Below are 24,567 nucleotides of genomic sequence, written 5' to 3'. Positions count from 1 at the left end.
ATTACTTGATGTGCAGTTGGGGATCCTGCCTGGCATGCAAGACCCGAACAATTTGCACCTGAAGCTCCTGCAAGCGGTAGAAAACCACATGGCTGTCAACGGAAAGACTGCGCATGGCGGGCAGTAGCTCGTCGCGCATTACGCCCATTTCCGGGTGTTCAGTTAAGTGCCACAGCTGTTCCTTGATATGCTCAAGGTAACTGGTTGCCCGCGATATTCCCCAGTTGAGGGCTCCGTATTGGTAGATCTGTTTTAAGTCATCGCGAGCAACGGGGGATATAACCAGGGTATAGGCCATCATGCAGTGTCGAGCCTATCCCTGGATGTCTTGAAAGAGCGCATCCAAAGCGCCTTTTGACCGGATGGCCACACCTTCGCCGCGATCGAGCTGATCCAGGCCAGCCTGCAGTTGCTCACGCAGACGCGCGAGCTTGATCTCGTGAATCCAGTCCTCGTGGGTCTCCATAAAGCGCAGCGCCTCGCGAATCACTTCGCTGGCGTTGTTGTAGAGGCCGGTCTCGACCTTGGCCTTGACTCGGGCTTCCAGTTCGGGGGTGAGAGAGACGTGCATCTGCCTGCTCCAAAGTTCACGTGTCTAACTGCAAAGGTAGCACAGAATACAAATATTGTCAAAGTTTGTATGGACGGAATGAACCGAATCACCGGCCAATGGTTGACCGGTGAGGCCCACTTGCGCCAGTCGATCGTCGACATCCTGACCACCCCCCTGGGCTCGCGGGTGATGCGGCGGGACTACGGGTCCCGGCTGTACCAGTGGGTGGATGCGCCCATGAATCGCAAGACCCTGGTGGAGATCTACGCGGCGGCGGCCGAGGCCCTGCGCCGGTGGGAGCCGCGTCTGGAGGTCAGCCGCATCCAGGTGGAGCAGATCGCCTCAGGTCGTCTGCATCTCTTGCTGGAAGGCGAGTACCGTCCCAGCGGCCGACCCATACGACTGGAAGGGATAGAGGTATGACAAAACGACAGGATTGGCGTTTTGCACGCCCGAAGGGCGCCTGTCAGGGTGCCGCACAGGGAGGTGCGGCATGACAGGTTTCAGCGCCATCGACCTGGCCCGACTGCCCTCGCCGGAAGTCGTGGAAAGCCTGGACTACGAGGCGATCCTGGCGGCCATGCTGGAGGACTTGCGGTCGCGAGCGCCGGGGTTTTCCGCGCTGGTGGAGAGCGACCCCGTCTACAAGATTCTCGAGGTGGCGGCCTACCGGGAGTTGCTGCTCCGAGCCCGCATCAACGACGCCAGCCGCGCTGTGATGCTGGCCTACGCCCGGGGTGCGGACCTGGATAACCTTGCCGCCTTCTTCGGCGTGGAGCGCCAGCTCATCGATCCCGGCGATGCCGAGGCCATTCCACCCGTGCCGCCCCGGTACGAATCCGACGACCGGCTGCGCAAGCGGGTGCAGCTGAGTCTGGAGGGGCACAGCACCGCTGGCCCGGTGGGCAGCTACGTCTTCCACAGCCTGGCGGCCAGCCCGCGGGTGAAGGATGTGGACGTGACCAGCCCCGAACCCGGCAAGGTGGTGGTGACGGTCCTGTCCACCGAGGGCATCGGCATGCCGGACGACGCCTTGCTGGCGGCGGTGGCACAACGCCTCGGTGCCGAGTCGGTTCGACCGCTGACGGATCAGGTAAGGGTCCAGAAGCCGCGGATACTGAAGTACCGCGTGGAGGCCGAACTGCGGCTCTACGAAGGGCCGGATGCCGAAGTAGTGCGCCAGGCGGCGGAAGCGGCCGCTCGTGACTATGTGGCACGCCACCATTTGCTCGGCAACGACATCACCCTGTCGGGTTTGTACGCCGCATTGCATCAGCCCGGTGTCCAGCGGGTGGTATTGCAACAACCCACGCGCGATCTGGTGATCGCTCCGCAGGAGGCCGCCTGGTGCACCCAGGTGTCGGTGCAGACGGGAGGTCGGGATGAATAAACGACAGGACTGGCGTTTATCACAGCCGAAGGCTGCCCGAAGGGTGGCGCACAGGGAGGTGCGCCATGAATAAAAGTCTGCTACCGCTGAATGCCACGCCTGGTGAACGCGCGCTCGAACAGGTGACCGAGCGCGCCAGCGACTTGCCAGTGCCGATCCAAACCCTGTGGGACCCGCAAACCTGCCCGGAGAACCTGCTGCCCTGGCTGGCCTGGGCGCTGTCGGTCGATGCCTGGGACAGCGATTGGCCCACCTTCGTCAAGCGTAAGGTCATCGCCGAGAGCGTCGTGATCCACCGGCGCAAGGGCACGGTGGAGGCCGTGCGCCGCGCCATGGCCGTGCTGGGGGTGCAGGTGGAGCTGCGCGAGTGGTTCGAGACCGATGGGCCGCCCCACACCTTCTCGGTCACGGCCTGGGCTAGTGACAACTTTCGGGAAGACGACGCACCGCTGCTCACCGCCGACTACTACCGGTCGCTGAAACGCGCGGTGGATACGGCCAAACCGGTGCGCAGTCACTACGACTTCAAGGTCGGCGCCCGTTTCGGCGCCGGGCTGGGGCTGGCCGCCGTCGCTCAAACGACGGCGCGAACGCGCGAGGCCGGAGAGGCCCATTACCCGGGTGCGAGACTCGCCGGCGCCGTTCACCTGGGCGCCTTTCAACGCCTCTATACCGTCTTTCGTGTAGCGATGGAATCCGTATGAGCACAGCTTTCAAACCGGTGATCACCCAGGCGGGGATCACAGCCGTCTTCAATGCTACCCATTCCGGCCTCCAGGCCAACATCGTCGAAGTGGCCCTGGGGGATCAGGGTTGGACGCCGGAGGCCTCGGCCACCGCCCTGAAACGGGAAAAGCGCCGGATCCCGATCAGCAACGGCAACCGGCTCTCCGACAGCCAGATCCATATTACCGCCATCGAGGACGGCGAGCTGGCTTACTGGGTGCGCGAGATCGGCTTTTATCTCGACGACGGCACCCTGCTGGCGATCTGGAGTCATCCGAGCCAGCCCCTGGCCTACAAGGCCGCCGGGGTGGATCTCCTGTTGGCCTTCGACCTGGCCCTGAGCGCCCTGCCGGCGGACAGCGTCAAGGTGATCGGCACCGGCGGGGTCAATCTCTCTCCGGCCACCACGGAGCAGTTGGGCGTGGTGCGGCTGGCGACCCTGGCCGAGGCCAAGGCCGGCACGGTACCGGACGAGGCCGTCACCCCGGCCGGGATGCGCGTTCATGGCGACGCCCGCTATGCCCGGGCATCCCACCGCCACCCCTGGAGTCAGATCGACGATAAACCGGCGTCTTATCCGCCGTCGGCGCACAATCACGACAACCGTTATATCCGCCTGGTCGATACCCCGCGAGCGGTCTACGTCGACGTTCGCGCCACCGGCAACACCGCTTCGGCCAGCACGGCGCTGAGTTGGGCCTTGGCGATCCACCCGAGCAGTGGTTTCAACGACAACGACCATCTGATCGTGAAGTACAAGAACCGCTATTCGCGCGGCACGGGCAACGGCAGTGCCTGGTGGACGGACGAGTACACCACGACCTTCATCAAGGCCGGTGCCTGGCGCGCCATCGCGACCAGCACCAACGGATTCTGGGGATAACTCATGCAGGTCATCGTCGTTTTCAACAAGTTCACCGGTCAGTACATCGGGCTGACCTACGCCACCGAGGAGATGCAACTGGCGGCTTCGTCCTGTGATGACACCCACTTCAAATACAAGACGGTGGAGATGGATCCGGAGAAGGAAACCTGGGAAGGCAACTATGACGACGGCAAGGTGATACCGATTGCCAGCCAGACCACCGTCATCACCGAGACGGAACTGGACGCCGACTGCCAGGACAAGATCTTCCGCCAGTACCGCTACTACCACCAGCTCAACATCGTCTACGGCGTGCTGGATCAGTTGATCGCCGCGGCGGGGCTGGACGAGGCGTCGCTGGCGGAATACCGGGCGATGCGGACCTACATCGCCGACATCGTCGCCAACAACGATCGGTACAAAGAGGCCTACGCGCTGCAACCGGGCTACGAGTACCGCGACAAGATCCGGGAGCGGGAGGTGCTCAACGCCCAGTTGGAGGGCGGCCTGCACGAAGTGCTGGGCCGTGAGCCGCATCCGGGGACACCGCAATGATCTCGGTGAGCCAGCACCTGTCACCGGCTCAGGCGGCCTGCCTGAGGACGGAGTTCGCGGCGCTGGACCGCGCCTACTGGCGGGATCGCAGCCGCCACAAGCCCAATCTGGGGTTGAACGGCTCACCGGGCCACTACTTTTCCTGTGGCCGGATCGCTTGTCCCGAGGCGCTTCGCCTCGCCATCGACACCGTCGCACCCGAGTGGCCCGGCCACGGGTTGGAGGACTGGGTCGTCAACTGGACGGAGCCGGGAGGGGGCATTCCTCCCCATGTGGACAACGAGGGCTATCTCGCGGTGGCGCTGCTCTGCCTGCAGTCGGAAAGCGGAGCCTTCGTCTGGTACCGCGGCAATGATCTCGACCGGCCGCAACCCATCCCAGACCGGGCCGGCCAACTGATCCGTTTCGACGACATCGCTCAGATCCATGGGGTGCCGCCGGCCCTGAGCGATCGCTATGTCATCGTCTTTCTCTACAGGTAATCACCATGACGCAGAAACTACCGGCGCTGCTCAGCGCCGAGCAGTGCAGTGCGCTGCTGTCGGCGGCGCAGGCGCACACTGAGCATTTCCGCAAGAGCGTGGGCGTCTGGCGCCGCATGGGCGTCAACGGGCCGAACGTGCTCTCCCAGTACCGCTTTCTCAAGTACTGGCAGTTTCCGGATGCCTTGAAAGAGGCATTCGCCGCGCAGGTGCCCGCGAGCCTGCGCGATACGTCCAACGAGGCCTGGCTGCTGCACTTCCCCACAGGCGGTCTGCTCGATCGTTATGCGGCGCCCAAGACCCTGTTCAACTGCCTGTCGATCCCCTTGAACAGCGGCGGGATCTTCAAGATCTGGGAGGGTGCCGATGCCGTCACCCATACCAACCAGGCCGGCGACGGCTATCTCTTTCCACTGGCGGCGGAACACGAAGTGCCCGTGACCGCGCAGGACGACTGGTACCTGTGCTTCCTGTTTCTTCATCACATCGAGGTAATGCCCAATGCCTGAACAGTTCTTACACGGCGTGGAGGTCGTCGAAATCGACAGCGGCCCGCGTCCGATCCAGACGGTCCGTTCCTCGGTGATCGGCCTGATCGGCACCGCGCCCGAGGCGGAGGAAGCGCGTTTCCCCTATCACACACCGGTACTGATCGCCGGCAAGCGCGGTGAGGCCGCCGCTCTGGGGCAGCGCGGCACCCTGCCGGCGGCGCTGGATGACATCTTTGATCAGGCCGGCGCCCTGGTTGTGGTCGTGCGGGTGCCTGACGGAATCATCGAAAGGCCAAGTCTGATGCATAGCGCGGCCAAAGACGGGCTCCTCGAAGCGCCCTGGCTGCCCGATGTCAGTGCAATCATCGGCGGCATCGATCCGGAGACCGGGCAGTACCTCGGAGTGCAGGCCTTTCTCGCCGCCGAGAGCGAGGTCAAGGTCACGCCGCGCATCCTGATCGCACCGGAGTTCAGTCACCACCCGGCGGTGGTGGCGGAGCTGATGGGCGTGGCCGACCGGTTGCGTGCGGTGATCATCGCCGACGGCCCCAACACCAGCGACACCGAGGCCATCACTTACCGCGAGCGGTTCGGCAGCCCGCGGGTCTACCTGGTCGATCCCTGGGTGAAAGTGTGGGATACCCGCAGCAACGGCGAGGTGGCGCGTCCGGCCAGCGCCCGCGTGGCCGGCCTGATCGCCAAGTCGGACAGCGAGCGAGGCTTCTGGTGGTCGCCCAGCAACCGGGAGATCTACGGCATCACCGGCACGGTGCGCAGCGTGGATTTCGCGCTGGGCGATGCCAATGCCCGGGCCAACTTCCTCAACGCGCACGAGGTGGCCACCGTCATCCAGAAGGACGGCTTCCGCCTGTGGGGCAACCGCAGCTGCTCGGCCGACCCCAAGTGGGCTTTCCTGAGCGTGCGCCGCACCGCCGACATGATCAATGAGTCGCTGCTGCGCGCCCATCTGTGGGCGGTGGATCGCAACATCACCAAGACCTATCTCGAGGACGTGCTGGAAGGGGTGAACGCCTACCTGCGCCACCTGCGCACCGTGGGGGCCATCATCAACGGCCGCGCCTGGGCGGACCCGGCGCTGAACAGCCCCGACCAGATCGCCCAGGGCAAGGTCTACATCGACTTCGATTTCACGCCGCCGTACCCGGCGGAACACATCACCTTCCGCAGCCACCTGGTCAACGACTACCTGGTGGAAGTGCTGCCCGAAGCGGTTTAGTCGCTCCTGCGCATCCATGCGCTCGCGACATAAGCACGTCCCTGTGCAAAAGGAGACTTAAATGCTGGATGACATCCTGAAAAACATGGCGTTGTTCGTCGACGGCCGCGGCTATGCGGGCAACGTGGAGGAGCTGACCCTGCCGAAGCTGACCCTCAAGACCGAGGAGTTCCGCAACGGTGGCATGGACGCGCCCATCGAGGTGGAGATGGGCATGGAGAAGCTGGAATGCGAATTCACCCTGACCCGCTTCGACAAACAGGTGCTGAAGCTGTTTGGCCTGGCGCCCGGCCAACTCACTCCCCTGACCATCCGTGGGGCGGTGGTTTCTGACTCGGGAACCCAGACCGCGGTGGTGGTGAACCTGCAAGGCATCGTGCGGGAGATGGATCCGGGCAACTGGAAGCCCGGTGAGAAGGCCACCCTCAAGGTGGTCATGGCACTGCGCTACTACAAGCTGACCCATGGCAGCGAGGTCGTCCACGAGGTCGACATTCCCAACATGGTGCGCACCATCGGCGGCATCGACCAGTTGGCCGCGGTGCGTAACGCCCTCGGTATCTGAAGCAGGAGACACTCATGGACCAACACACCTATTACGTGATCAAGCCCACCACCCACAACCGCAAGAAGGTCAGCTACGGCGACGCGCTGCTGCTCACCGAATCCCAGGCGCGGCCTCTGCGCAACGGCGGTTTCATCAGCCCGGACAAGGCGGCTGCCGAGCGGATCGGCGAGCTCGTTCGGGAGGTGCAGGCGCTGAAGGCGGGTGACACCGAGACCGCGGACACCGACACCGATTCGAACAAAGAGGACGCCGCCCAATGAGCAGCATCGAAGTGGAACTGCAGCACCCCATCAGCGTCGATGGCGCGCAAGTGAAAATCCTGCGCCTGCGCCGTCCCAAGGTGCGCGACATGCTCGGTGTCGAGCAGGGCGCCCGCAACGATGCGGAAAAGGAGATCCAGCTGTTCGCCAACCTCTGTGAGGTGACGTCCGAGCAACTGCTGGATCTGGACATGGCGGATTACGCCAAGCTGCAGAAAGCCTATCAGGATTTTTTGTCCTGACGCCCCGCGACGCCCGTCGCGCCCTCGTCGTCCTCGCCAGCCACACCGGCTGGTCCCTCACCGAACTGCTCGAACTCGACGGCCATGAACTCATGGCCTGGCTCGACGTATTGCCGAAAAGGAAGGATTTACAGCCATGACCGCATCGTCCTTCAAGCTGGCGCTCCAGATCGGGGCGACGGTGGGTCAGAGCTTTCGTCAGGCGGTACTGGGCTCCCAGGCACAGCTGGGTCGGCTGGGGGTGACCCTCGATAAGCTCAAGGACCAGCAGGCGGCGGTCCGCCGGTTCGAACTGGCCGAGGCCAATGTGGGCAAGGCCCGTGCGGCCTACAACGCCACCTCCCGGGAGCTGATGCGCCTGCGCAAGGAGCTGGCGCAGACTGACCTGCCCAGCCAACGCCTCACCCAGTCCTTCGAGGCTGCCCGACAAAAGACCGAGCGGCTGTCCCGGGAGCTGGCCAAACAGCGTGAGCGGTTGCAGCGCAGCCGCCGGGAGCTGGATGGTGCGGGAGTCTCCGCCACCGGTCTCGCCCGTGACAATGTCCGACTGGGGGCGACGGTCGATCGCCTGAGCCAGAAGTATCAGCGGCTCGCGCGGGTCATGCGTGCTCAGGAGGCCGTCAAGGCCCAGCGCGCAGACCTGCGCGGCCAGCTGTTCGACGCGGTGGCTCTGGGCGCGAGCGTGGCGGCGCCGGTGCGGATCGCCGTGGGGTTCGAGCAGTCCATCGCCAAGCTGGGCGCCATCACCCGGGCCAGTGACGAGTCTCTGCAAGAGCTCGAGCGGACCGCGCGGCAGTTGGGGGAGAGCACCCTGTTCTCCGCCTCCGAGGCGGCCTCCGCCATGACCTTTCTCGGCATGGCCGGTTTCAAGACCAACGAGATCATCGCCGCCACGCCGGGAATGTTGAGCCTGGCCCAGGCCGCCGGCAGCGATCTGGCCCAGACCGCCGACATCGCCTCCAACATCCTCAGCGGTTTCTCGCTGAAGGCGGAGGACATGGGGCGGGTCGGGGACGTGCTGGCGGCCACCTTCACCAGCTCCAACACCACCCTGCAGATGCTGGGCGACACCCTGAAATACGCGGCACCGGTCGCCAGCAGCGCCGGCGCCGGTATCGAGGAGGTGGCGGCCATGGCCGGCCTGCTCGGCAACGTCGGCATCCAGGGCAGCATGGCCGGTACCGCGCTGCGGGCGGCCTTCCTGCGCCTGTCGGCACCGCCCAAGGCGGCCGCCGATGCCTTGGCGGCGCTGGGGGTGGAGGTCACCGACCTGGACGGCAACCTGCGGCCGGTGCCGGAACTGCTCAAGGAGCTGGCCGAGGCCACCGAAGGACTGGGGTCGGCCGAGCGGGCCGAGGCGGTCAAGCAGATCTTCGGCGAGGAGGCCTCGGCGGGACTCACCGAGTTGCTCAAACAGGCCGGCAGCGGTGCCCTGGACAGCTACATCGCCGAGCTGCGGCAGGCCCAGGGCACGGCCGAGGCCATGGCCCGCAAGATGAGCGCCACCACCCACGGCGCCCTCAAGCGCCTGGGCAGCGCGCTGGAGAGTGTGGCCATCAGTCTCGGCAGTGTCCTGCTGCCCACGGTGGCTGCCGGGGCCGAGCTGTTCGCCGGCATGGCCTCTTGGGTTTCCGGAGCGGCGCAGGAATATCCCTTGCTCACCAAGGTGATCGTGGGCGCGACCGCGGGGCTGATTGCTCTAAAGGTGACAGCCATCGCCGGCGCCTATGCCTACACCTTCTTAAAGGGCGGGGTGCTGTCGCTGGTGACGGCCTACCGCACTCTGAGTGCCGGACTGGCTCTGGCGCAGCTGGGGATGACGCGCCTGAATGTCCTGTCGGCGCTGAGTGCTGCCCGCATGGGCGTGGTTACCGCCGCGCAGTGGGCGTTGAACATCGCCATGACGGCCAATCCCATCGGCCTGATCGTCGCGGGTATCGCGGCTCTGGCTGGCGCGGCCTATCTGCTGATCCAGTATTGGGAACCTATCGGCGCCTTCTTCAGTGGGCTGTGGGAGGGCGTCAAGTCGCTCACCGCCGGGGCGGTGGACTGGCTGCTGGGCAAGCTCCAACTGCTGGCCAAACCCTTCGAATTGCTCGGTCAGGCCTGGGACAAGGTGTCGGGCTGGTTCGGCGACGATGAACAAGCCGAGGCCAAGCCGGCGAACCGGCGCCGCAACCGGCTCGCGACGGCGGCCGTCGGCTCGGCCCTCGCGGCACAACCGGCCATGGCCGTCCCTACGGCGACGGTCGAGGCGCTGCCACAGATCGAGTCGGCCAGTCCGGTGCACAAGACCTCGCGATACGTGCGCATCGATGCACCGATCACCATCCACGCCCAGCCGGGCATGGACGAGAAGGCCATCGCGGCCGAGGTGCAGAAAGCGCTGGAAGCGCAGCGGCTGCGGGCTGAGACCGATCGGCGCTCGGCACTGTACGACGGTTAGGGCGAAGCCCGCCGTTTTTCCGTGAGGCAATCCGATGAACGAAACCATGATGGCGCTGGGCGACTACCGCTTCTCGGTGGACACGGCGGCCTACCAGGAACTCAAGCGCAGCCAGGCTTACCGCTGGCAACCCCAGGAGCGCTTGCTGCGCCGCCCGGCCCAGCAGTTCCTCGGGCCGAGTGAGGAGACCCTGGAGTTGACCGGCGTGATCTATCCGCACTACCGCGGCGGCCTGCTACAGCTGGAGCTGATGCGCCGGCAAGCCGGCCGTGGAGAACCGCTGCTGCTGGTGGATGGCCTCGGCTTCATTTGGGGGCGCTGGGTGATCACCCACCTCGAGGAGACCCAATCGATCTTCCAGGGCAACGGGCGACCGTTGAAGCAAGGCTTCCGGCTGCAGCTGACCCACTATGGCGAGGACGACGACTGATGGCCCGCTACCGAACCAAAGACGGCGACATGCTCGATGCCGTCTGCCTGGCCTGGTACAGCCGGGCTCGAGGAGCCGTGGAAGCGGTACTGGCGGCCAATCCCGGCCTGGCCGAGCGCGGCCCGGTGTTGCCCGCCGGCATCCAGATCGAACTGCCGGAGCTCAACCATACGCCGGTGAATGACGCCACTATCCGCCTGTGGGGTTAGATGAATGAAACCGGACTTTCGCATCCTCGCAGATCGGCGGGACATCACCGCCAGGATCCGGGATCGGCTGCTGTCCCTGCGCATCACCGACGAGGCGGGCATCCAATCCGACACTGTCGAGATCCTGCTGGACGACCGTGATGGCCGCATCGAGTGGCCCACCCACGGCGCGGAGTTGGAGGTATTCCTGGGCAATGGCCGTTCCGGCCTCAGCCGCATGGGCCTGTACGTGGTGGATGAAGTTGAGCACTCGGGGCCACCGGCGAGCCTCACCATTCGCGGCAAGGCGGCGGACATGCGCGCGGCCATCAAGGCACCGAGGACCCGCAGCTGGCACGACCTGAGCCTGGGCGACCTGGTGGCCACCATCGCCACCGAGCACGGGTTGACCCCCCGGGTGGCGGAGTCCCTGGCCGGTATCCATGTTACGCACCTCGACCAAACGGAAGAATCCGATCTGCACCTGCTGACCCGCTTGGCACGGGAGCACGGCACCGTGGCCAAGCCGGTAGCCGGCTTTCTGGTGTTCGTGCCCAGGGGCGAGGCCAAGGCGGCGACCGGCCGCGACCTGCCCACCATCCCCATCACCGCCACGGACGTCAGCCGGCACCGGATGACCCAAGCCGAGCGCGGCAAATACCAGGCGGTGCGCGCCTGGTGGCACGACCCGAACGGCGCGGACCGAGTGCCGGTGCTGGTGGGGGATGGCAAGCCGGTCTACACCCTGCGCCACCCCTATCCGGACGCCGAGGCGGCAACCCGCGCCGCCACAGCCAAGCTGGAATCCCTGCGCCGCGGCAACGCCACCCTGTCGCTGACCCTGATCGGCAATCCGGCGCTGCAGGCCGAGGGCAAGATCCGGCTGACGGGGCTGCGCGACCCGGTGGACGGGGAGTGGCTGCTCCAGCGGATCGAACACCAGTTCGACGGCCGAGGCTTCGTCACCCGCATCGAAGCCGAAACCCCCAACCGCTGATTTCAACACCGATTCACCCTGACGGCCGCTCATGCGCATCCATGCGCTCGCGGCATACCGTTCGTCCTGAACATACCCGCCGCCGAGCGGTCGTTGTGTTTTTCGGAGGGCCTATGGCGCCACAGGACAAGCACACACCCCTGGTGACCCTGCCGCAGGAAGACCTCGAAGACATGCTGAGCCGGGCCGCCGAGCGCGGTGCCCGGCGGGCACTGGCCGACGTCGGCCTGGACGGCGAAAACGCCCGGGAGGACATCCGCGAGCTGCGTTCGCTGCTGCAGGCACTGAACCTCGCCAAGCGCACCGCCTGGCAGACCATGGTGCGCATCGCCACCACCGGCCTACTGCTGGCCCTGATGGCAGGGCTGGCCATCAAGTTCAAGCAGCCCTGAGCCAAATAAATAGAGACAACGGAGGACAATAAACATGCTGACCCTGCTCGGTAGCCTGCTGGGCTTCATCTCCAGCGCCTTTCCCGACCTGCTCAAGCTCTGGCAGGACCGCGAGGACCGCAAACACGAACTCGCCATCCTGGACCGCCAGATGGAGCAGATGCGGCTGGGGCACAGCCAGCGCCTGGAAGAGATCGCCGTGGAGGCGGATATCGCCGAGAGCCAAGCGCTCTACAAGCACGACAACCGGCTCACCGGCGTGAAATGGGTGGACGGCCTGCGCGCCTCGGTGCGCCCGGTGATCACCTACGCCTTCTTCCTGCTGTTCACTGCCGTGAAACTCAGCGCCCTGTACGTCCTGATGGCCGACCAGGGACTCGCATTCGTGGTGGCCCTGCCGCAGATCTGGGATCCGGAGACCCAGGCGCTGTTCGCGGCGGTGATGAGCTTCTGGTTTGGCCAGCGCGCACTGGCCAAGGCGCGAGGGCAGTGAGATGCGGCACATAACCCAGGACGGGCTGGACCTGATCAAGCGCTTCGAAGGCTTCAGCCCCACCATCTACATTTGCCCGGCGGGGTATCCCACCATCGGCTACGGTCATCTGGTTCGGGACCATGAGCAGGACCGGTACCAACAGGGCATTACTGAGCAGGAGGCCGAGGACCTGCTGCGCCGGGATGTCCAGTTGGCCGAACGCGCCGTGCTGCGGCTGATCGATGTACCCCTGACCGATGGCCAGTACGATGCGCTGGTGTCGTTCACCTTCAACCTGGGGGCAGGGGCGCTGCAGCGGTCGACGCTGCGAAGGAAAGTGAATCGGGAGGTGCATGCTGAAGTCCCGGCGCAGCTGATGCGGTGGGTGTGGGCTGGCGGACGAAGGCTGCAGGGCTTGATTCACAGGCGCGAAGCGGAGGTGTTACTTTACCGCATGTAAGTTTTCATGCGGTCTACAAATTACATGAACAGTCGATACGGATACGCTTTACCTGGTAGCGTTGGCACATTGGCAATTGTCCGTGCCAGTCGTTGTGAATAGCGGATGGTTACAGGGACAGGGTCATAGAGTGCATCGTTATTCCAATCCATCTTGGTTAACGCAAGCGCCTCCAGCGCGGTCAGTTCCATTGTCCCTCCGCCCGCATAACGAATAAGGCTGATGGGCCGGGGGATGCTTTTTCCGCCTTGGTAAAAATCACCCCTGGATGAAGCACGAGGCGCATTTCCTGCAACCCAGACCAAGGCGGATACACCCGAGCGTTGCAGCACAATGCCACGTGGGACTGGGTAACCGTCCGGATCGCTTCGCCGCCCGGCAATACGGCTTTGCTTCAGCCAGACGCCGCGCCAACCAGGGCTGCTGGCAACTTCCACGCATTCCACCTCAGGGACAGCAGATAGTGCATCAAGGGCGCCCTCTAACTCCTCGGCTTTGAACGAAGTGGTCTTGTGAACAACCAGTCGGCGCGGCAGCAGTCCACCGTTGCGGCTTTGGTAAAGATTTAGACTGCGGGCTAGAACCGCACGCATATCACTGCGACTGAGAAAGGGGTTGCGCCGTGCCTCCTCAACATTCTTCACTGGGTCACGAGCCTCGAATGCCACGAACTGCATCCCCCCGCCGTCTGCATCGAAGACCTGCGAACAGCAGGTCACATAATGCGCATCCTGGGGATTACCTCGTAGGGCATAGGCTAGGCCGATATAGGCCGTATTCTCTGGTACGCCAGGTAACGGCGCGAGCTTCCATGGAATGCCCCCAGCTTTCACGTATAGCGCGATCGATAGGCGCCATGCCAAAGATGCTTTGAATCCGAAATTGAATACTCCGTCATTAATTACTTGCGTAGGAATGCTGTGGGCCGCGCCGAGCGCTTTGAGCATATCATGTGCATCGAAACCGGAGGCACGGAACGCCACTTGCCAAGCATCAGGTAGGTGTACCAATACCACATCGAACTGATCTCGGTGCAGTGATAAGCGATTCATGCCGTCGCGCAGGGCATGCAACAACCTATTATGTGGTGGCCCGTCTGGACCCAGTGAACTCAGGTTATCCGGCCATTTAATGTGTGCGGCGGCCGTCTGAGCAGCTATCAAAGGAATGCCAAATACCCTCTCAAAACCGCGAAACTTTGGTACATACTCTTTGCGATCACTCGGTCCATGATTGGATCGCAACGTATCGATCAATGCTGGCAGTTTTTTCCATCCACTGCTTGGGCCTAGTGTAGCAATGCGAAGTGCGGGGGTGTAGCTCGGAAATGACGAGCTGCTATAGGCGCTATAACGATCCAGCCCCCTTAATGGATTCACATCCAGGGATCTATCGTCTGGACTGAAGGTTAATTGTGGCTCATCCAGCAAAGAGAAGGGCGGGAGCTTTGATTTGGTATAGTTTGCGCTCATTTCCCGCCCCTCAGAAAGTAGTCATGATCATGGCTTGGGCGGCTCCATGCCGTCACCGACGATAGCTGAAATTCCGCATCCTGACCAGTTCCCTCCGGCAAACCAATAGCATTGACAGTCCCACCATTTTCTCCGGTCAGAAGATTTGCCCAAGCAGAAATTATTCGAGACCACACTGGATTATAGCGCCTTGCCCAACGTTCACGCTGCCAATCTGAAACTGGATTGACGCGTTGTGATGATGCCGAATAATTAACTGACTCGTCATCAGTACGGTTTTCCTTGCGTTCTAGATGCGGTAATTGAACATCCGTAAAAGGATCAAACACACACCACCACCGACCAGCCGACTGTTCCAGCCGAAGTTGTATTCCCTCGCTAAAGGGGTAGCCATGTTCCTGGGCCTTGCCAGTTAGGGCTGCAGAATAGGCTTTCTTGAGGTCGGAAAGTCGGGCATTTCGCCAGGCAACACGTTCTTTGCTATCTTTTCGTGAGCCTCTTTCGACTACAATTGAATGCCCTTTGCGGCGTAGGCGAGGGCGCAGCGGCTGGTTCCGGCTCACGGCTTTGGTTAACGCGTCGTAGACTAGTCCTAGTGCCCAGCTGTCCTTGGCGGGATGTAGTTCGATGGTGCCGGAAAGTCGGCCACCTACGGGAGAAAAGGCTCGCAGCAGATCATTGTCGGCGCCGAACGCCGCAATATAGTGACCGTTGCTTGCTACTACTGCATCCACTTCAGCGTCGCGCACCATTTCCCTAGCACGGACGGTAGATACCGTACCGTTGACTTCAATACGGCGTGCCGAAGTTGGTATTGATAGAAGGGGAACGGCAGAACATTGCAATACTGGGAATTTACGTCGCTCTTGAGTGGGGAGAGGTGTTTCTTTGAGAATTTGCTCTGGCCGTGACTCCTGTACGTGCGTTGACAGCTCTGGCGGTAAATCAATACTATCAATAATATCACCGGCCAACTCGTCAAACGTCGGCGATTCAACTATTGATGCGGAAATGCCTGCTTCTATCGCAGCTTCAAGGAGTTCAGTCACCGCCGGCAGAATGGACTGGGCAGACCGGGTGATCCAAAATATGCCACCTGGAAGGGCATTCGGATGAGCCAGGGCCTCAGTCAAAGCTTCCATGACCGAAGTGTCGCGTCCGCTGTAACCCACAACCACGAGACCAAATTGGGTACATGTCGTAGTCAGAACGCGTCGCAGCTTGGTATCCTGTTCCTTCAGTTCACCTTCTGTATTCTTCAGTTCGACGGATTGAAAGTCTCCATGCAGTTTGGCCAGCAGTGGCCAACGCGATTCACGTAGGCAGAGCGCGGCACGGTCTGCGTTATCGATAGCAGCCACCGTCATATGCACACGCTTTTCTGGTGGCATTAATTGATCTGTTACCGTCGTTGCGGTCTCTACTAGCTGGTCAAAATTCGTCGTGAACACACAGGGAACACGCCGAGTGGTCAGAAGCGATGCGAGTACACGATGGCAAAATGATGGTGTGCCTTTTCTTATGGCGTCTTCTATGTAGCTTCGGCGAGCTTCGGGGGTCGGATAGACGGCCTCAAAGGCTGCCGCATATTCGGTTGGGTCATCTGGGGTAGGTAGTACCGAACGAGTACTGAAATAGAGGTTAATCCGATCTATCCACAAGGGATCATTGGCGTCCACTTCCCGCGGACTGACACCAGACAATTGGCAGAATAGGCGCTTCTTGAAATCCTGAATCATTGCATAACCGGTCGGGATACCTGCTGAGGCAGAGGCACCTGCACCCAGGAACCAAGCAAATTGCTGCGGTCTTAAACAGAACTCGCTTGCAAACTGTAACCCAGTCAATGTTCTTATCATTCTCCGCCTCGCCGATATTACTCCACTAGCTGTAATCGCTTGCCGCCGACATGTCGGTATTTTTTGTGAACAGCAGCGTAATCCAGCAGGTCTGACTTCTTGACCAGCTTGGCATTAATTCGGATATAGCCCGCCTTTTAGTCAAAGTATTTGCCAGTGCGACCATGACTCAGCTTCTATCATTAATGATCCATTCCCGTTGCGCATTGTCAGGCCTGTTGTTGGTAGGTCACGCCGAAAATCGTGTCACCCAGCCATTTCTTGAATGACGGGTTGTCGCTGAACTGCTTGAACAGCTCGGTGTGGTCGGCCAACAGCTCGATCATGACACGCTGCAGTGCAGCGTCATGTTCAATTCGGGCGGTCTTCTTATCGTTGTTCTTCATGGCGTTCTGGTAGGCTGCGTCCGCCGCCACCTTGGCCGGGATCTCCTCGGCGATGACCTTGCGGATTTTGTCGGCATCCTTCCAATCGATGTTGCCGAACTGGTCGTTAAACGTCTTGATGATGTTACTCAGTTGATCAAGCTCTGGTTCCGGCTTGCGCCCGCCGCCACTGGTCGGCACGGGACCGACTTCGGCATCTTGGTCCGGGAGCCCAATTTTCAGGCTGGTTTTGACCTCGACACGGTAGCTGTCCATGTCGATTGCCTCCAGGATGCCCCGTGAAAGATCCTCTTCCTTGGGTGCGGGGAGCTTCGGAATCAGAAAGTTTAGAAAGATCGACAACTTCTCCCAATCGGCATTCGAGTACGGCAGGATGGAGGCCAGAAAGCCGTAAGTGCGAACGAAGGCCTTGGCCTTGCCCTTGAAGTCCACCTGTCCGTCTTCATCCAGATCAGCGTTGTAGGTGGCCACGCAAGCATCCAGGATCGGGTCGAGCTTGTCGCGGTCCGCACCGCTGAGATAGCGCTTCACCAGATCGTCGATTTGCTCCTGGGAGTAGACCTGGTAGCCGTCCAGATCCGACTTGAGGTCGTGCAGCTTGTTGGGGTCGGTCTCGTCACTGAGGATGGTGGTGCGGTAATAGGGCTCGAACGACTTCTGGATGGTCTCCGAGTCATTGTAGAAATCGAGCACAAAGGTGTCGTGCTTCTGCGGGTGGGCGCGATTGAGGCGCGAGAGGGTCTGCACCGCCTTGATGCCTGAGAGCGCCTTGTCCACGTACATGGTGTGCAGTAGCGGTTCGTCGTAGCCGGTCTGGTATTTGTCGGCGACGATCAGGAATCGGTACGGCTCCTGCTGCACCTTGTCCGGGATCTGGCTGCTGGGGAACCCGTTCAGTGTCGTTTCGGTGACCTTCTTGCCGCCGTACTCGTGCTCCCCGGAAAAGGCCACGATGGGCTCATAAGGGCTCTTACGCTCCTTAAGATAATCCTTGAAGGCGCGGAAATACTGGATGGCCCGTTCGATGCCGTTGGTTATGACCATGGCTCGGGCCTGGCCGCCGATCTTGCGGTGGCCGATCACCTGAGCGTGGAAGTGATCCACCATGATCTCCGCCTTCTCACGGATGGCATGCTCGTGGGACTCCACATAGCGACGCAGCTTTTTCTGGGCCTTCTTGGCGTCGAAGAGCGGGTCGTCCTCCACCGTTTTAGCCAGACGGTAGTAGCTCTCCACCGGGGTGTAGTTCTTCAGCACATCGAGGATAAAACCCTCCTGGGTGGCTTGCTTCATGGTGTAGCTGTGGAATGGGTAGTGCTTCACGGTGCCGTCGGGCTGCGGGTCCGGCTCGCCGAAGATCTCCAGGGTCTTGTTCTTGGGGGTCGCGGTGAAGGCGAAGTAGCTGGCATTGGTCACCATCCTTCGGCCTTCCATGATCTTGTTGATCTTATCCTCGAGCGTTTCCTCTTCATCACCGTACTCGGGATGCTCTTCCAGTACGCGGTTCATGGCGGCGGTTGTCTTGCCGCCCTGACTGGAGTGCGCCTCGTCGATAATGATGGCGAACTTGCTCTGGCGGTGTTCGTCACCAATCTCATCGAGGATAAAGGGGAACTTCTGCACCGTAGTAATGATGATCTTCTTCCCGGCCTTGAGGAATTTTCTCAAGTCGCCTGAGTGTTCGGCATGGCCGACGGTGGCCGAGACCTGGGCGAACTGTTTGATGGTGTCGCGGATCTGCTTGTCGAGCACCCGCCGGTCGGTGACCACGATGACCGAGTCGAACAACGCCTTGCTTTCGTGCTCCAGCCCCACGAGCTGGTGCGCCAGCCAGGCGATGGAGTTGCTCTTGCCGCTGCCCGCCGAATGCTGGATCAGGTAGCGCCTGCCGACACCGCTCTCAGCGGCATTGGCCAGCAGCATGCGCACCACCTTCAACTGGTGGTAGCGAGGAAAGATCTGCTTGTACCTCTTTTTGCCTGTCTTCTCGTCCTTTTCCTCCACCACCTGGGCGTAGTTTTCCAGGATGTCGCTCAACCCCGCCTTGGAGAGGGTCTCTTTCCACAGATAGTCGGTGGCAAGCCCATGAGGGTTGGGCGGATTGCCCGCGCCGTCGTTGTAGCCCTTGTTGAAGGGCAGAAACCACGAGCCTTTGCCCTTAAGGTGGGTACAGAAACGCACCTCGTGATCGTCCACGGCAAAGTGAACGGCGCAGCGGCCAAACTGGAACAGCAACTCCTTCGGGTCGCGGTCGCGTTGATACTGCTGCACGGCATCGAGAACCGTCTGCTTGGTGAGCTTGTTCTTGAGTTCGAAGGTAGCGATAGGGAGGCCGTTGATGAACACGGCCATGTCGAGGGCGAGCGCGGTCTCAACGCGGCTATATCTCAATTGACGCGTGACACTGAAGATATTGGCCGCGAATCGTTCGGCCGCCTTCACGTTGCCCGGGGTCGGCGTGCCGTAGAAAAGGTCCACATGGGCCGGGCCGTGCTTGATGCCGCCGCGCAGCACCTCCACCACACCGCGCTTGGCGATCTCGCCCTGCAGGCGGTGCAGGAACTGGGTGCGCTTGGGGCCTTCCTCGTCGATGCCGAGTGCCTCATAGCTATCGGGCTGGGTGGCGGCGAGGAACTGCAGCAGTTTGGCCAGGTCGACGGCGTGTTCCCGGTCGTAATCCTGCGGGTCGCCCTGGACGTATCCGGCCTCCTCCACGAGGGAGGCGACGATGATCGATTCCAGGCCCTTTTCTCTGGTGTCAGTCGGTTTCATCCATATCCCCCTCGCCATCAATCACGTCATCGGCGGTGTCCTCTTCCAACGCCATCAGCTCTTCCTCGGCAACCTCCGGCACCTCGATGCCGCTCACATCCACCTGGCCGGTGACCACATCGGAAATCAGCCGGGTGTGGTATTCGCGCATCAGCTCGATCTCGCGCTCTGCCCTTGAAATCGCCTGGCTGATCTCCGCGCACTTCTCATTGATGTGAGCAATAATCACCCGCTGTTCCTCCAGCGGCGGGAGCGGGAAGAATGCCCCCTTGATTGCACCTTGCGCCAAGCCAAAGCGAGTCACGCCGGTGGCGGCAATCCGGAACTGGTCTGCCACCGGGTCGGATGAGAAGGCCCTAAACAGAAACTCGCCTTCGATTTCACCTGAGAACGGTCTGATCAAGGCCAAGTGATAGGCGCAAACGACGCCCGGCAGCGCCTCGGGGACGAAGGTGGGGATCGCGATGTCGTCCCAACTTTCGGAATCCTTGGTGATGATTACGTCGCCCGCTTTCAGCTCAAAAGCGCGAATCTCTTCCAGCGTGGCAGTGGCCTTCATGAAATCGATGGCAGCGGTGATGCGGTCGTTCTTGTAAACGTCCACGTAGTTGCAGAGCATGACCGGGACTTCATCCTCGTTCGTGTTCTTGTCTACGCCACTTGCCCTGACCGCCGCCAGCGTGCGGAGCCGTCTGGCCTCCCAATGCTCCGGAATATCTCCGATCCATTCCACGCCGCTGGGCTTGAACTTGACCTTGGGATCAAGCCCCCGGGTCACGGCTTGGTTGATGACGTTCTGCTTCTGCTCCTTGAGCAGGTCAATCAGCCGACGCTTGTTGCGGATGAACCGCTGGACCTTGCTGCCGACCGCTTCGAGGAACCGGGTGATGTGCCGCTGTTCCTCAATTGGCGGAACTAGCGACGGCATGCGCTTGAAATCCTGCCAGTAAAGCCGGTTACGGTCTTTCACTATGCCCCGGGAATAGGCGTCCACCTCATTCATGTAGGAGGCGGTGCGGAACAGATAGCTGAAGTAGTGGCAGTCCACGTCGGGAAGGGGTCGCACAACGACATAGGCCGGGCTGACCAGCCCGTCGACGGGCGCAACGCCAACGGCCCCCTGCCACATGCGCATCATGTTGTAGGCAATATCCCCCTGGGCCGCCCGTTTGTATTTTTCCCGGTCGGACATCACCTGCTTGCGCTTCAGGTTATCCATGTCGCGTACGCGGACACCGGTTTTCAAGGACACCTCGAGGATGGGCAACTCCCCAAAACCAGTCTCGTTGCGCTGAGAAAAAAGCCGGCCGTTTCTGAAAAGATTCCAGTGGGCCGGGATCTTCCCCAAAAATGGTTGTCCAGAGTCCTTATATTCTGGGTAGGGCTGGAGCTTCTCGCTCTTAATCGTTGAGCCCAACCGTTCCTCCCGATTCGTTATTTGATCCTGCGAACTTTCCGGCTGCTCGAAAAGAGAAGTTTGCATTAGGTCCCGCTGTATTGGCGGAGAGTTTGGCCGGTGTTTCTGGTCTTCACCCTCTCCAAAGTTAAAAGCACTTCGGCCTGCATATACCGGTTCAATTGGTTTTTGAAACAGCATGAACTCCGGTATTGGCGGAGGCTCGACAATCTTCAAGCTTTCGGGGTCTTCAGACTTCAGTTGCTCCCTCAATTCCATCAACAAGCGACCAAGGACGTTCATGCCCACGAGCGTACCATTCTTGGTGACCTTTGCGCCCCAGAAGTCATCTTTGCGGGATTGTTCGACGATAGGCCGGTCTTCGGTCGCTAATAACAACTCGCTAAACGTATGCCAGTTCTGCGCCAGCTTAACTCGGAGACACCAGCGCATAATCTTTACGCGCACATTGTCCCAATCAGGACGTGACTGACTGCGAAACGGCTTAGTACGCATTTTTGCAGTCATGGGGCTGTGCTCGTCGAGAATGCGACGTTGCACATCCGGCATATGCGGGAATCGGCAGGCTTGGTAGAGAGCTTCCGAAGTGCGAATTGGAATGCCGTTGATGCGTAGCGGAAAGCCCGGTGCCATGTTCGATAAGCCGCCGAAACGCTCGTTCGTTTTAAGGAAAACGACACTCACGGCGGGATCATAGACTCGTATCTGGCTGTTACGCGTCGCTTCAGAAGTCAATGTCATCAAAATTGACCTCCTTGTTGTAGGTCTTGCGCGGGAACAGCGGATACCACTTGCTAAAGGGGTGGTGGGCGGGGGCATCCGGATCACCCCACCAAAGTGCAAGCGGGCAGTTATTTGGGCAGTTGCGGAAGGTGACGATAGTTGAACCGAACCCCAATCCGAATGCACCGAATCCAAGGGGCCGCAGAGATCGACCGGGGTCTTGGCAGAATCCTCGAATGCGGATGCCAGCTAGTAGCAGCTCCCGCTCTACAAGTTGGCGACCTTCCTCTGATGAGAAAATCTGATGCTCAAGCTTTCCGCCGGGCTGACGGGCTTCAAACGGGAAACGGTGCTCTTGCGCCATATAAGCTGCCAGAGCTCCATCGGTTGGAAGAGCCGCAGGCCAAAGGACTTCAGAAGTATTCCGGTACTTTTTCCGATTTTCAATCCGCGCTGCTGCCCACAAATTCAGTTTGATTTTCTTGCCAGCTTGGGTTGCGACTTGCTTCAAGCTCTCAATGCATTGCCATTCACCAAGACGGTGAGCTGCAATTACGAGTATATGAATGGTGGCTTCTGCCGGGGCTGAGTTCCTGATCCATGCGGAAAGATCGTTCTTCACTCTCCCACCCGTAAAAACAACATCGTCGATGTATAGATAGTCACCCCCCGCTGCTCCGCACGTATCAACATTTAAACCGCACTGATCAAGAAGTGCTGATCCGAATAATTGCCTGATCTCGGACTGACTGTGCCCATTCTGCTGAATGTCAAGAATATGAGCAGCTTGCCAAAAGCTGCACGGGGCGGGCCCTGTCAGCTTTTCATGTTTTATCTGGTGTGCAAAAAATCCTTTAACCCATTCTTTTGAGAAATAGGTGTTTTTCAGGACATGATCCATCTCGCGCAGCATCGGCAGTTGCGCTGTCGTGTCGAATTGGCACACCCAGCGGTCTACATGGGCGGGAGATGGTGCAGGGAGATCACTGTCTCGATAATCCGCCGTAGTATTAGCAATAGACTCAAGTAAGCTATCCCGTTCGCTCATTGTTCGGCCTCACCAACAATCTGTTCCAGCAACCCCTCGGTTTCCTGCTCCAAGGCGTAGATATCCGCCCTAATCTCATCCAGGGTGCGCATGGGCGCGGGCCTGTAAAAATGGCGGGTGAAGGAGATCTCGTAACCTACCAACGTCTTGCCCGGGTCGATCCAGGCATCCGGGGTGTAGGGCAGGACCTCGCGCCGGAAGAAGGCCTCGATGCCGCCTTCTTCCAACAGCGGCACCTGCTCGCTGTCGCGCAGGGCTGTATCCGGCTCGTATTCGACCACGCAGGTCTTGCCGTTCACCTCGGCCTCGAACAGGCCATGGATGGGGTCGGGCTTGGCCTTGCCCGGCTTGTAAAATTTTTTCAGCACCGGCGTGGCGTCCTCGCGGGTATCGCAGAGTTCGCTCTGCAGCAGCTTCTTGCGCTTGGCGGTGAGCTTGACGCCGTGCTTGTCGGCATCGGTGTCGCAGGCGTTCAGAAAGGCGTTGAAGTCCAGATGCGGACCGACTCCGAGGACATCAGCCACACGGCTGGCCAGGTTGGCCAGCGGCTCCTCCTTGGCCTTGGCGCAGGTCCTCTCGAACCGTTCCAGCCGGATCGGGCTCAGGTCGACAGCTAGGCGCAGCGGACGGTCCACCGTTACTTTCCAGTAGCCGAAAGCCTCGTTGGGGAAAATCTTGGATTTTTCGGTTTCACGTGGATTGACCACCAGATCGACAATGGTGCGAGTCTGTTCTTCGGAGAATTCGCAGTTTTTCTTGCCGAGATTGCGGCGCAGCGGCACGTACCATTCGGTGGCGTCGATGAGCTGGACCTTGCCCCGGCGCTCTTCGCTCTTGCGGTTGGTCAGTACCCAGATGTAGGTAGCGATGCCGGTGTTGTAGAACATATTTTCCGGCAGGGCGATGATAGCCTCTAGCCAGTCGTTCTCGATAATCCAGCGACGGATGTTGCTCTCGCCCTGACCGGCGTCGCCGGTAAAGAGCGACGAGCCGTTGTGGACCTCAGCGATGCGGCTGCCGAGGCGGGTGGTGTGCTTCATCTTGGAGAGCTTGTTGACCAGGAACATGAGCTGCCCGTCCGAGGAACGGGTGATCATCTTGTATTCCGGGTCACCAGCGTGCTGGGTGACAAAGCGCGGGTCCTTGATGTCGCCTTTGCCGCCCAGGCGCTCCAGGTCGGTCTTCCAACTCTTGCCGTAAGGCGGATTGGAGAGCATGAAGTCAAACTCCTGCGACGGGAAGGCATCGCTGGAGAGCGTGGAGCCGTACTTCATGTTCTCGGCCTCGGCCCCTTCGCCTTTGAGCAGTAGGTCGGCCTTGGAAATGGCGTAGGTTTCCGGCTGCACCTCCTGACCGAAGAGGTGGATGGAAACATCCTTTCCATGGTTCTGCGCCAGCTCGGCCAGACGCTCCTCCGCGACGGTCAGCATGCCGCCGGTGCCGCAGGCCCCGTCATAGACGAGGTAGGTCCCTGATTCGATGTCGTCGGCCACTGGCAGGAATATCAGGTCTGCCATGAGCTTGACCACATCACGAGGCGTGAAGTGCTCCCCGGCCTCTTCGTTGTTCTCCTCGTTGAAGCGGCGGATCAGCTCCTCGAAGATGGTGCCCATCGAATGGTTGTCTAGCGCTGGGAGCATTTCGTTGCCGTCCGCGTCCTTGACCGGCTTGGGCCCGAGGTTGATGCGAGCGTCGAGGAATTTCTCGATCAGGTGGCCGAGAATGTCCGCCTCGATCAGCGTCGGGATCTGGTTGCGGAACTTGAACTTGTCGAGGATCTCCTGGACGTTGGGTGAAAAGCCGTCCAGGTAGGCTTCGAAATCGGCCTTGAGCTGCTGTTGCTTGGCGCGGTTCTTCAGGTCGCGCAGGGTAAAGGGCGAGACATTGTAAAAGGCTTCGCCGGAGGCCTGGCAGAGGGCTGCGTGCTGGTTGGCGATCCCAGCCCCGTCGAGCTGTTTTTTCATGCCGAGTACTTTCTCCTTGCTCGGCTCCAGCAATGCATCAAGGCGGCGGATCACTATCATCGGCAGGATCACGTCGCGATACTTGCCGCGCACATAGACATCGCGCAACACGTCGTCGGCGATACCCCAGATGAAGTTAACGATTTTGCTATGCGCGCCTTGATCCATA

At 60.9% G+C, this 24,567-nt stretch carries 26 protein-coding genes; 18 read left to right on the top strand and 8 right to left on the bottom strand.

Annotated elements, in window-relative coordinates:
• Window position 1: 1 nt before the first annotated feature.
• A complete protein-coding gene (locus G403_RS0105130) occupies window positions 2-301 on the bottom strand; it encodes a type II toxin-antitoxin system RelE/ParE family toxin (RefSeq protein ID WP_027853048.1) in 300 nt (99 codons plus the stop codon).
• Between the two features lie 12 nt (window positions 302-313).
• Window positions 314-571: a type II toxin-antitoxin system ParD family antitoxin gene (locus tag G403_RS0105125; protein WP_027853047.1), complete on the bottom strand. Its 258-nt coding sequence runs from the start codon at window positions 569-571 to the stop codon at window positions 314-316.
• 69 nt (window positions 572-640) lie between these two features.
• On the opposite strand from G403_RS0105125, the gene G403_RS0105120 reads away from it, so the two are divergent.
• From G403_RS0105120 to G403_RS0105030, 18 genes are all read left to right on the top strand, one after another.
• A complete protein-coding gene (locus G403_RS0105120) occupies window positions 641-976 on the top strand; it encodes a GPW/gp25 family protein (RefSeq protein ID WP_027853046.1) in 336 nt (111 codons plus the stop codon).
• Between the two features lie 70 nt (window positions 977-1,046).
• On the top strand, window positions 1,047-1,943 hold the full coding sequence (locus tag G403_RS0105115) for a baseplate assembly protein (RefSeq protein ID WP_027853045.1): 897 nt from the start codon (window positions 1,047-1,049) through the stop codon (window positions 1,941-1,943).
• A gap of 65 nt (window positions 1,944-2,008) precedes the next feature.
• Window positions 2,009-2,647: a phage tail protein I gene (locus G403_RS22230; RefSeq protein WP_051298557.1), complete on the top strand. Its 639-nt coding sequence runs from the start codon at window positions 2,009-2,011 to the stop codon at window positions 2,645-2,647.
• Entirely contained in the window at window positions 2,644-3,552 is a 909-nt protein-coding gene (locus G403_RS24360; protein ID WP_051298555.1) for a phage tail-collar fiber domain-containing protein, read from the top strand. Before G403_RS22230 ends, G403_RS24360 begins: the two co-directional genes overlap by 4 nt.
• A 3-nt stretch (window positions 3,553-3,555) precedes the next feature.
• Window positions 3,556-4,089 carry a hypothetical protein gene (locus tag G403_RS0105100; RefSeq protein ID WP_027853044.1) on the top strand — a complete coding sequence of 178 codons (534 nt, stop codon included), beginning with the start codon at window positions 3,556-3,558 and terminating at the stop codon, window positions 4,087-4,089.
• On the top strand, window positions 4,086-4,571 hold the full coding sequence (locus G403_RS0105095; RefSeq protein WP_027853043.1) for a 2OG-Fe(II) oxygenase family protein: 486 nt from the start codon (window positions 4,086-4,088) through the stop codon (window positions 4,569-4,571). The genes G403_RS0105100 and G403_RS0105095 overlap by 4 nt, the downstream gene beginning before the upstream one ends.
• 5 nt (window positions 4,572-4,576) lie before the next feature.
• Window positions 4,577-5,080 carry a hypothetical protein gene (locus tag G403_RS0105090; RefSeq protein WP_027853042.1) on the top strand — a complete coding sequence of 168 codons (504 nt, stop codon included), beginning with the start codon at window positions 4,577-4,579 and terminating at the stop codon, window positions 5,078-5,080.
• The gene (locus G403_RS0105085) at window positions 5,073-6,299 is read left to right on the top strand and encodes a phage tail sheath C-terminal domain-containing protein (protein WP_027853041.1); all 1,227 of its coding nucleotides are present in this window, start codon (window positions 5,073-5,075) and stop codon (window positions 6,297-6,299) included. Before G403_RS0105090 ends, G403_RS0105085 begins: the two co-directional genes overlap by 8 nt.
• Before the next feature lie 61 nt (window positions 6,300-6,360).
• On the top strand, window positions 6,361-6,864 hold the full coding sequence (locus G403_RS0105080; RefSeq protein ID WP_027853040.1) for a phage major tail tube protein: 504 nt from the start codon (window positions 6,361-6,363) through the stop codon (window positions 6,862-6,864).
• A gap of 14 nt (window positions 6,865-6,878) precedes the next feature.
• The gene (locus G403_RS0105075) at window positions 6,879-7,127 is read left to right on the top strand and encodes a hypothetical protein (protein WP_027853039.1); all 249 of its coding nucleotides are present in this window, start codon (window positions 6,879-6,881) and stop codon (window positions 7,125-7,127) included.
• Window positions 7,124-7,369 carry a phage tail assembly protein gene (locus G403_RS0105070; RefSeq protein ID WP_027853038.1) on the top strand — a complete coding sequence of 82 codons (246 nt, stop codon included), beginning with the start codon at window positions 7,124-7,126 and terminating at the stop codon, window positions 7,367-7,369. The genes G403_RS0105075 and G403_RS0105070 overlap by 4 nt, the downstream gene beginning before the upstream one ends.
• Window positions 7,370-7,505: 136 nt before the next feature.
• A complete protein-coding gene (locus G403_RS22220; RefSeq protein WP_051298553.1) occupies window positions 7,506-9,815 on the top strand; it encodes a phage tail tape measure protein in 2,310 nt (769 codons plus the stop codon).
• Between the two features lie 34 nt (window positions 9,816-9,849).
• Complete coding sequence (locus tag G403_RS0105055) at window positions 9,850-10,245, top strand: phage tail protein (protein WP_027853037.1); 396 nt, start codon at window positions 9,850-9,852, stop codon at window positions 10,243-10,245.
• Window positions 10,245-10,454: a tail protein X gene (locus G403_RS0105050; RefSeq protein WP_027853036.1), complete on the top strand. Its 210-nt coding sequence runs from the start codon at window positions 10,245-10,247 to the stop codon at window positions 10,452-10,454. Before G403_RS0105055 ends, G403_RS0105050 begins: the two co-directional genes overlap by 1 nt.
• 4 nt (window positions 10,455-10,458) lie before the next feature.
• A complete protein-coding gene (locus G403_RS0105045) occupies window positions 10,459-11,430 on the top strand; it encodes a contractile injection system protein, VgrG/Pvc8 family (RefSeq protein WP_027853035.1) in 972 nt (323 codons plus the stop codon).
• A gap of 113 nt (window positions 11,431-11,543) precedes the next feature.
• The gene (locus G403_RS0105040) at window positions 11,544-11,822 is read left to right on the top strand and encodes a DUF6127 family protein (protein ID WP_027853034.1); all 279 of its coding nucleotides are present in this window, start codon (window positions 11,544-11,546) and stop codon (window positions 11,820-11,822) included.
• Window positions 11,823-11,856: 34 nt separating this feature from the next.
• Window positions 11,857-12,315, top strand: coding sequence for a hypothetical protein (locus G403_RS22215; protein WP_036232624.1), 459 nt, complete (start codon window positions 11,857-11,859; stop codon window positions 12,313-12,315).
• Between the two features lies 1 nt (window position 12,316).
• Window positions 12,317-12,757, top strand: a complete 441-nt coding sequence (locus G403_RS0105030) for a lysozyme (RefSeq protein WP_027853032.1) — start codon at window positions 12,317-12,319, stop codon at window positions 12,755-12,757.
• A 20-nt stretch (window positions 12,758-12,777) separates the two neighbouring features.
• On the opposite strand, the gene G403_RS0105025 is transcribed toward G403_RS0105030, so the two are convergent.
• The 6 genes from G403_RS0105025 to G403_RS0105000 all read right to left on the bottom strand — a co-directional run bounded on the left by G403_RS0105025 (window position 12,778) and on the right by G403_RS0105000 (window position 24,566).
• Entirely contained in the window at window positions 12,778-14,229 is a 1,452-nt protein-coding gene (locus G403_RS0105025; RefSeq protein WP_027853031.1) for an argonaute/piwi family protein, read from the bottom strand.
• Window positions 14,226-16,088 carry an SIR2 family protein gene (locus G403_RS0105020; RefSeq protein WP_027853030.1) on the bottom strand — a complete coding sequence of 621 codons (1,863 nt, stop codon included), beginning with the start codon at window positions 16,086-16,088 and terminating at the stop codon, window positions 14,226-14,228. The genes G403_RS0105025 and G403_RS0105020 overlap by 4 nt, the downstream gene beginning before the upstream one ends.
• A gap of 209 nt (window positions 16,089-16,297) precedes the next feature.
• The gene (locus G403_RS0105015; RefSeq protein ID WP_027853029.1) at window positions 16,298-19,246 is read right to left on the bottom strand and encodes a type I restriction endonuclease subunit R; all 2,949 of its coding nucleotides are present in this window, start codon (window positions 19,244-19,246) and stop codon (window positions 16,298-16,300) included.
• Window positions 19,233-21,404 (bottom strand): NADAR family anti-phage protein, encoded by a 2,172-nt coding sequence (locus G403_RS0105010; protein ID WP_211232645.1) that lies wholly within the window; start codon window positions 21,402-21,404, stop codon window positions 19,233-19,235. The genes G403_RS0105015 and G403_RS0105010 overlap by 14 nt, the downstream gene beginning before the upstream one ends.
• Window positions 21,388-22,434 (bottom strand): phosphoribosyltransferase-like anti-phage protein, encoded by a 1,047-nt coding sequence (locus G403_RS0105005; protein ID WP_027853027.1) that lies wholly within the window; start codon window positions 22,432-22,434, stop codon window positions 21,388-21,390. Before G403_RS0105005 ends, G403_RS0105010 begins: the two co-directional genes overlap by 17 nt.
• Window positions 22,431-24,566 carry a type I restriction-modification system subunit M gene (locus G403_RS0105000; RefSeq protein ID WP_027853026.1) on the bottom strand — a complete coding sequence of 712 codons (2,136 nt, stop codon included), beginning with the start codon at window positions 24,564-24,566 and terminating at the stop codon, window positions 22,431-22,433. Before G403_RS0105000 ends, G403_RS0105005 begins: the two co-directional genes overlap by 4 nt.
• Window position 24,567 lies beyond the last annotated feature (1 nt).

It is taken from the genome of Marinobacterium litorale DSM 23545 (assembly GCF_000428985.1).
GTDB lineage: Bacteria > Pseudomonadota > Gammaproteobacteria > Pseudomonadales > Balneatricaceae > Marinobacterium_D > Marinobacterium_D litorale.
This window is presented reverse-complemented; position numbering and strand designations above follow the sequence as displayed.

What these genes read in the sequence shown, in the direction of transcription:
- G403_RS0105130 (WP_027853048.1), bottom strand. Translation starts at nt 301, where the DNA reads ATGATGGCCTATACCCTGGTTATATCCCCCGTTGCTCGCGATGACTTA.
- G403_RS0105125 (WP_027853047.1), bottom strand. Translation starts at nt 571, where the DNA reads ATGCACGTCTCTCTCACCCCCGAACTGGAAGCCCGAGTCAAGGCCAAG.
- G403_RS0105120 (WP_027853046.1), top strand. Translation starts at nt 641, where the DNA reads ATGGACGGAATGAACCGAATCACCGGCCAATGGTTGACCGGTGAGGCC.
- G403_RS0105115 (WP_027853045.1), top strand. Translation starts at nt 1,047, where the DNA reads ATGACAGGTTTCAGCGCCATCGACCTGGCCCGACTGCCCTCGCCGGAA.
- G403_RS22230 (WP_051298557.1), top strand. Translation starts at nt 2,009, where the DNA reads ATGAATAAAAGTCTGCTACCGCTGAATGCCACGCCTGGTGAACGCGCG.
- G403_RS24360 (WP_051298555.1), top strand. Translation starts at nt 2,644, where the DNA reads ATGAGCACAGCTTTCAAACCGGTGATCACCCAGGCGGGGATCACAGCC.
- G403_RS0105100 (WP_027853044.1), top strand. Translation starts at nt 3,556, where the DNA reads ATGCAGGTCATCGTCGTTTTCAACAAGTTCACCGGTCAGTACATCGGG.
- G403_RS0105095 (WP_027853043.1), top strand. Translation starts at nt 4,086, where the DNA reads ATGATCTCGGTGAGCCAGCACCTGTCACCGGCTCAGGCGGCCTGCCTG.
- G403_RS0105090 (WP_027853042.1), top strand. Translation starts at nt 4,577, where the DNA reads ATGACGCAGAAACTACCGGCGCTGCTCAGCGCCGAGCAGTGCAGTGCG.
- G403_RS0105085 (WP_027853041.1), top strand. Translation starts at nt 5,073, where the DNA reads ATGCCTGAACAGTTCTTACACGGCGTGGAGGTCGTCGAAATCGACAGC.
- G403_RS0105080 (WP_027853040.1), top strand. Translation starts at nt 6,361, where the DNA reads ATGCTGGATGACATCCTGAAAAACATGGCGTTGTTCGTCGACGGCCGC.
- G403_RS0105075 (WP_027853039.1), top strand. Translation starts at nt 6,879, where the DNA reads ATGGACCAACACACCTATTACGTGATCAAGCCCACCACCCACAACCGC.
- G403_RS0105070 (WP_027853038.1), top strand. Translation starts at nt 7,124, where the DNA reads ATGAGCAGCATCGAAGTGGAACTGCAGCACCCCATCAGCGTCGATGGC.
- G403_RS22220 (WP_051298553.1), top strand. Translation starts at nt 7,506, where the DNA reads ATGACCGCATCGTCCTTCAAGCTGGCGCTCCAGATCGGGGCGACGGTG.
- G403_RS0105055 (WP_027853037.1), top strand. Translation starts at nt 9,850, where the DNA reads ATGAACGAAACCATGATGGCGCTGGGCGACTACCGCTTCTCGGTGGAC.
- G403_RS0105050 (WP_027853036.1), top strand. Translation starts at nt 10,245, where the DNA reads ATGGCCCGCTACCGAACCAAAGACGGCGACATGCTCGATGCCGTCTGC.
- G403_RS0105045 (WP_027853035.1), top strand. Translation starts at nt 10,459, where the DNA reads ATGAAACCGGACTTTCGCATCCTCGCAGATCGGCGGGACATCACCGCC.
- G403_RS0105040 (WP_027853034.1), top strand. Translation starts at nt 11,544, where the DNA reads ATGGCGCCACAGGACAAGCACACACCCCTGGTGACCCTGCCGCAGGAA.
- G403_RS22215 (WP_036232624.1), top strand. Translation starts at nt 11,857, where the DNA reads ATGCTGACCCTGCTCGGTAGCCTGCTGGGCTTCATCTCCAGCGCCTTT.
- G403_RS0105030 (WP_027853032.1), top strand. Translation starts at nt 12,317, where the DNA reads ATGCGGCACATAACCCAGGACGGGCTGGACCTGATCAAGCGCTTCGAA.
- G403_RS0105025 (WP_027853031.1), bottom strand. Translation starts at nt 14,229, where the DNA reads ATGAGCGCAAACTATACCAAATCAAAGCTCCCGCCCTTCTCTTTGCTG.
- G403_RS0105020 (WP_027853030.1), bottom strand. Translation starts at nt 16,088, where the DNA reads ATGATAAGAACATTGACTGGGTTACAGTTTGCAAGCGAGTTCTGTTTA.
- G403_RS0105015 (WP_027853029.1), bottom strand. Translation starts at nt 19,246, where the DNA reads ATGAAACCGACTGACACCAGAGAAAAGGGCCTGGAATCGATCATCGTC.
- G403_RS0105010 (WP_211232645.1), bottom strand. Translation starts at nt 21,404, where the DNA reads ATGACATTGACTTCTGAAGCGACGCGTAACAGCCAGATACGAGTCTAT.
- G403_RS0105005 (WP_027853027.1), bottom strand. Translation starts at nt 22,434, where the DNA reads ATGAGCGAACGGGATAGCTTACTTGAGTCTATTGCTAATACTACGGCG.
- G403_RS0105000 (WP_027853026.1), bottom strand. Translation starts at nt 24,566, where the DNA reads ATGGATCAAGGCGCGCATAGCAAAATCGTTAACTTCATCTGGGGTATC.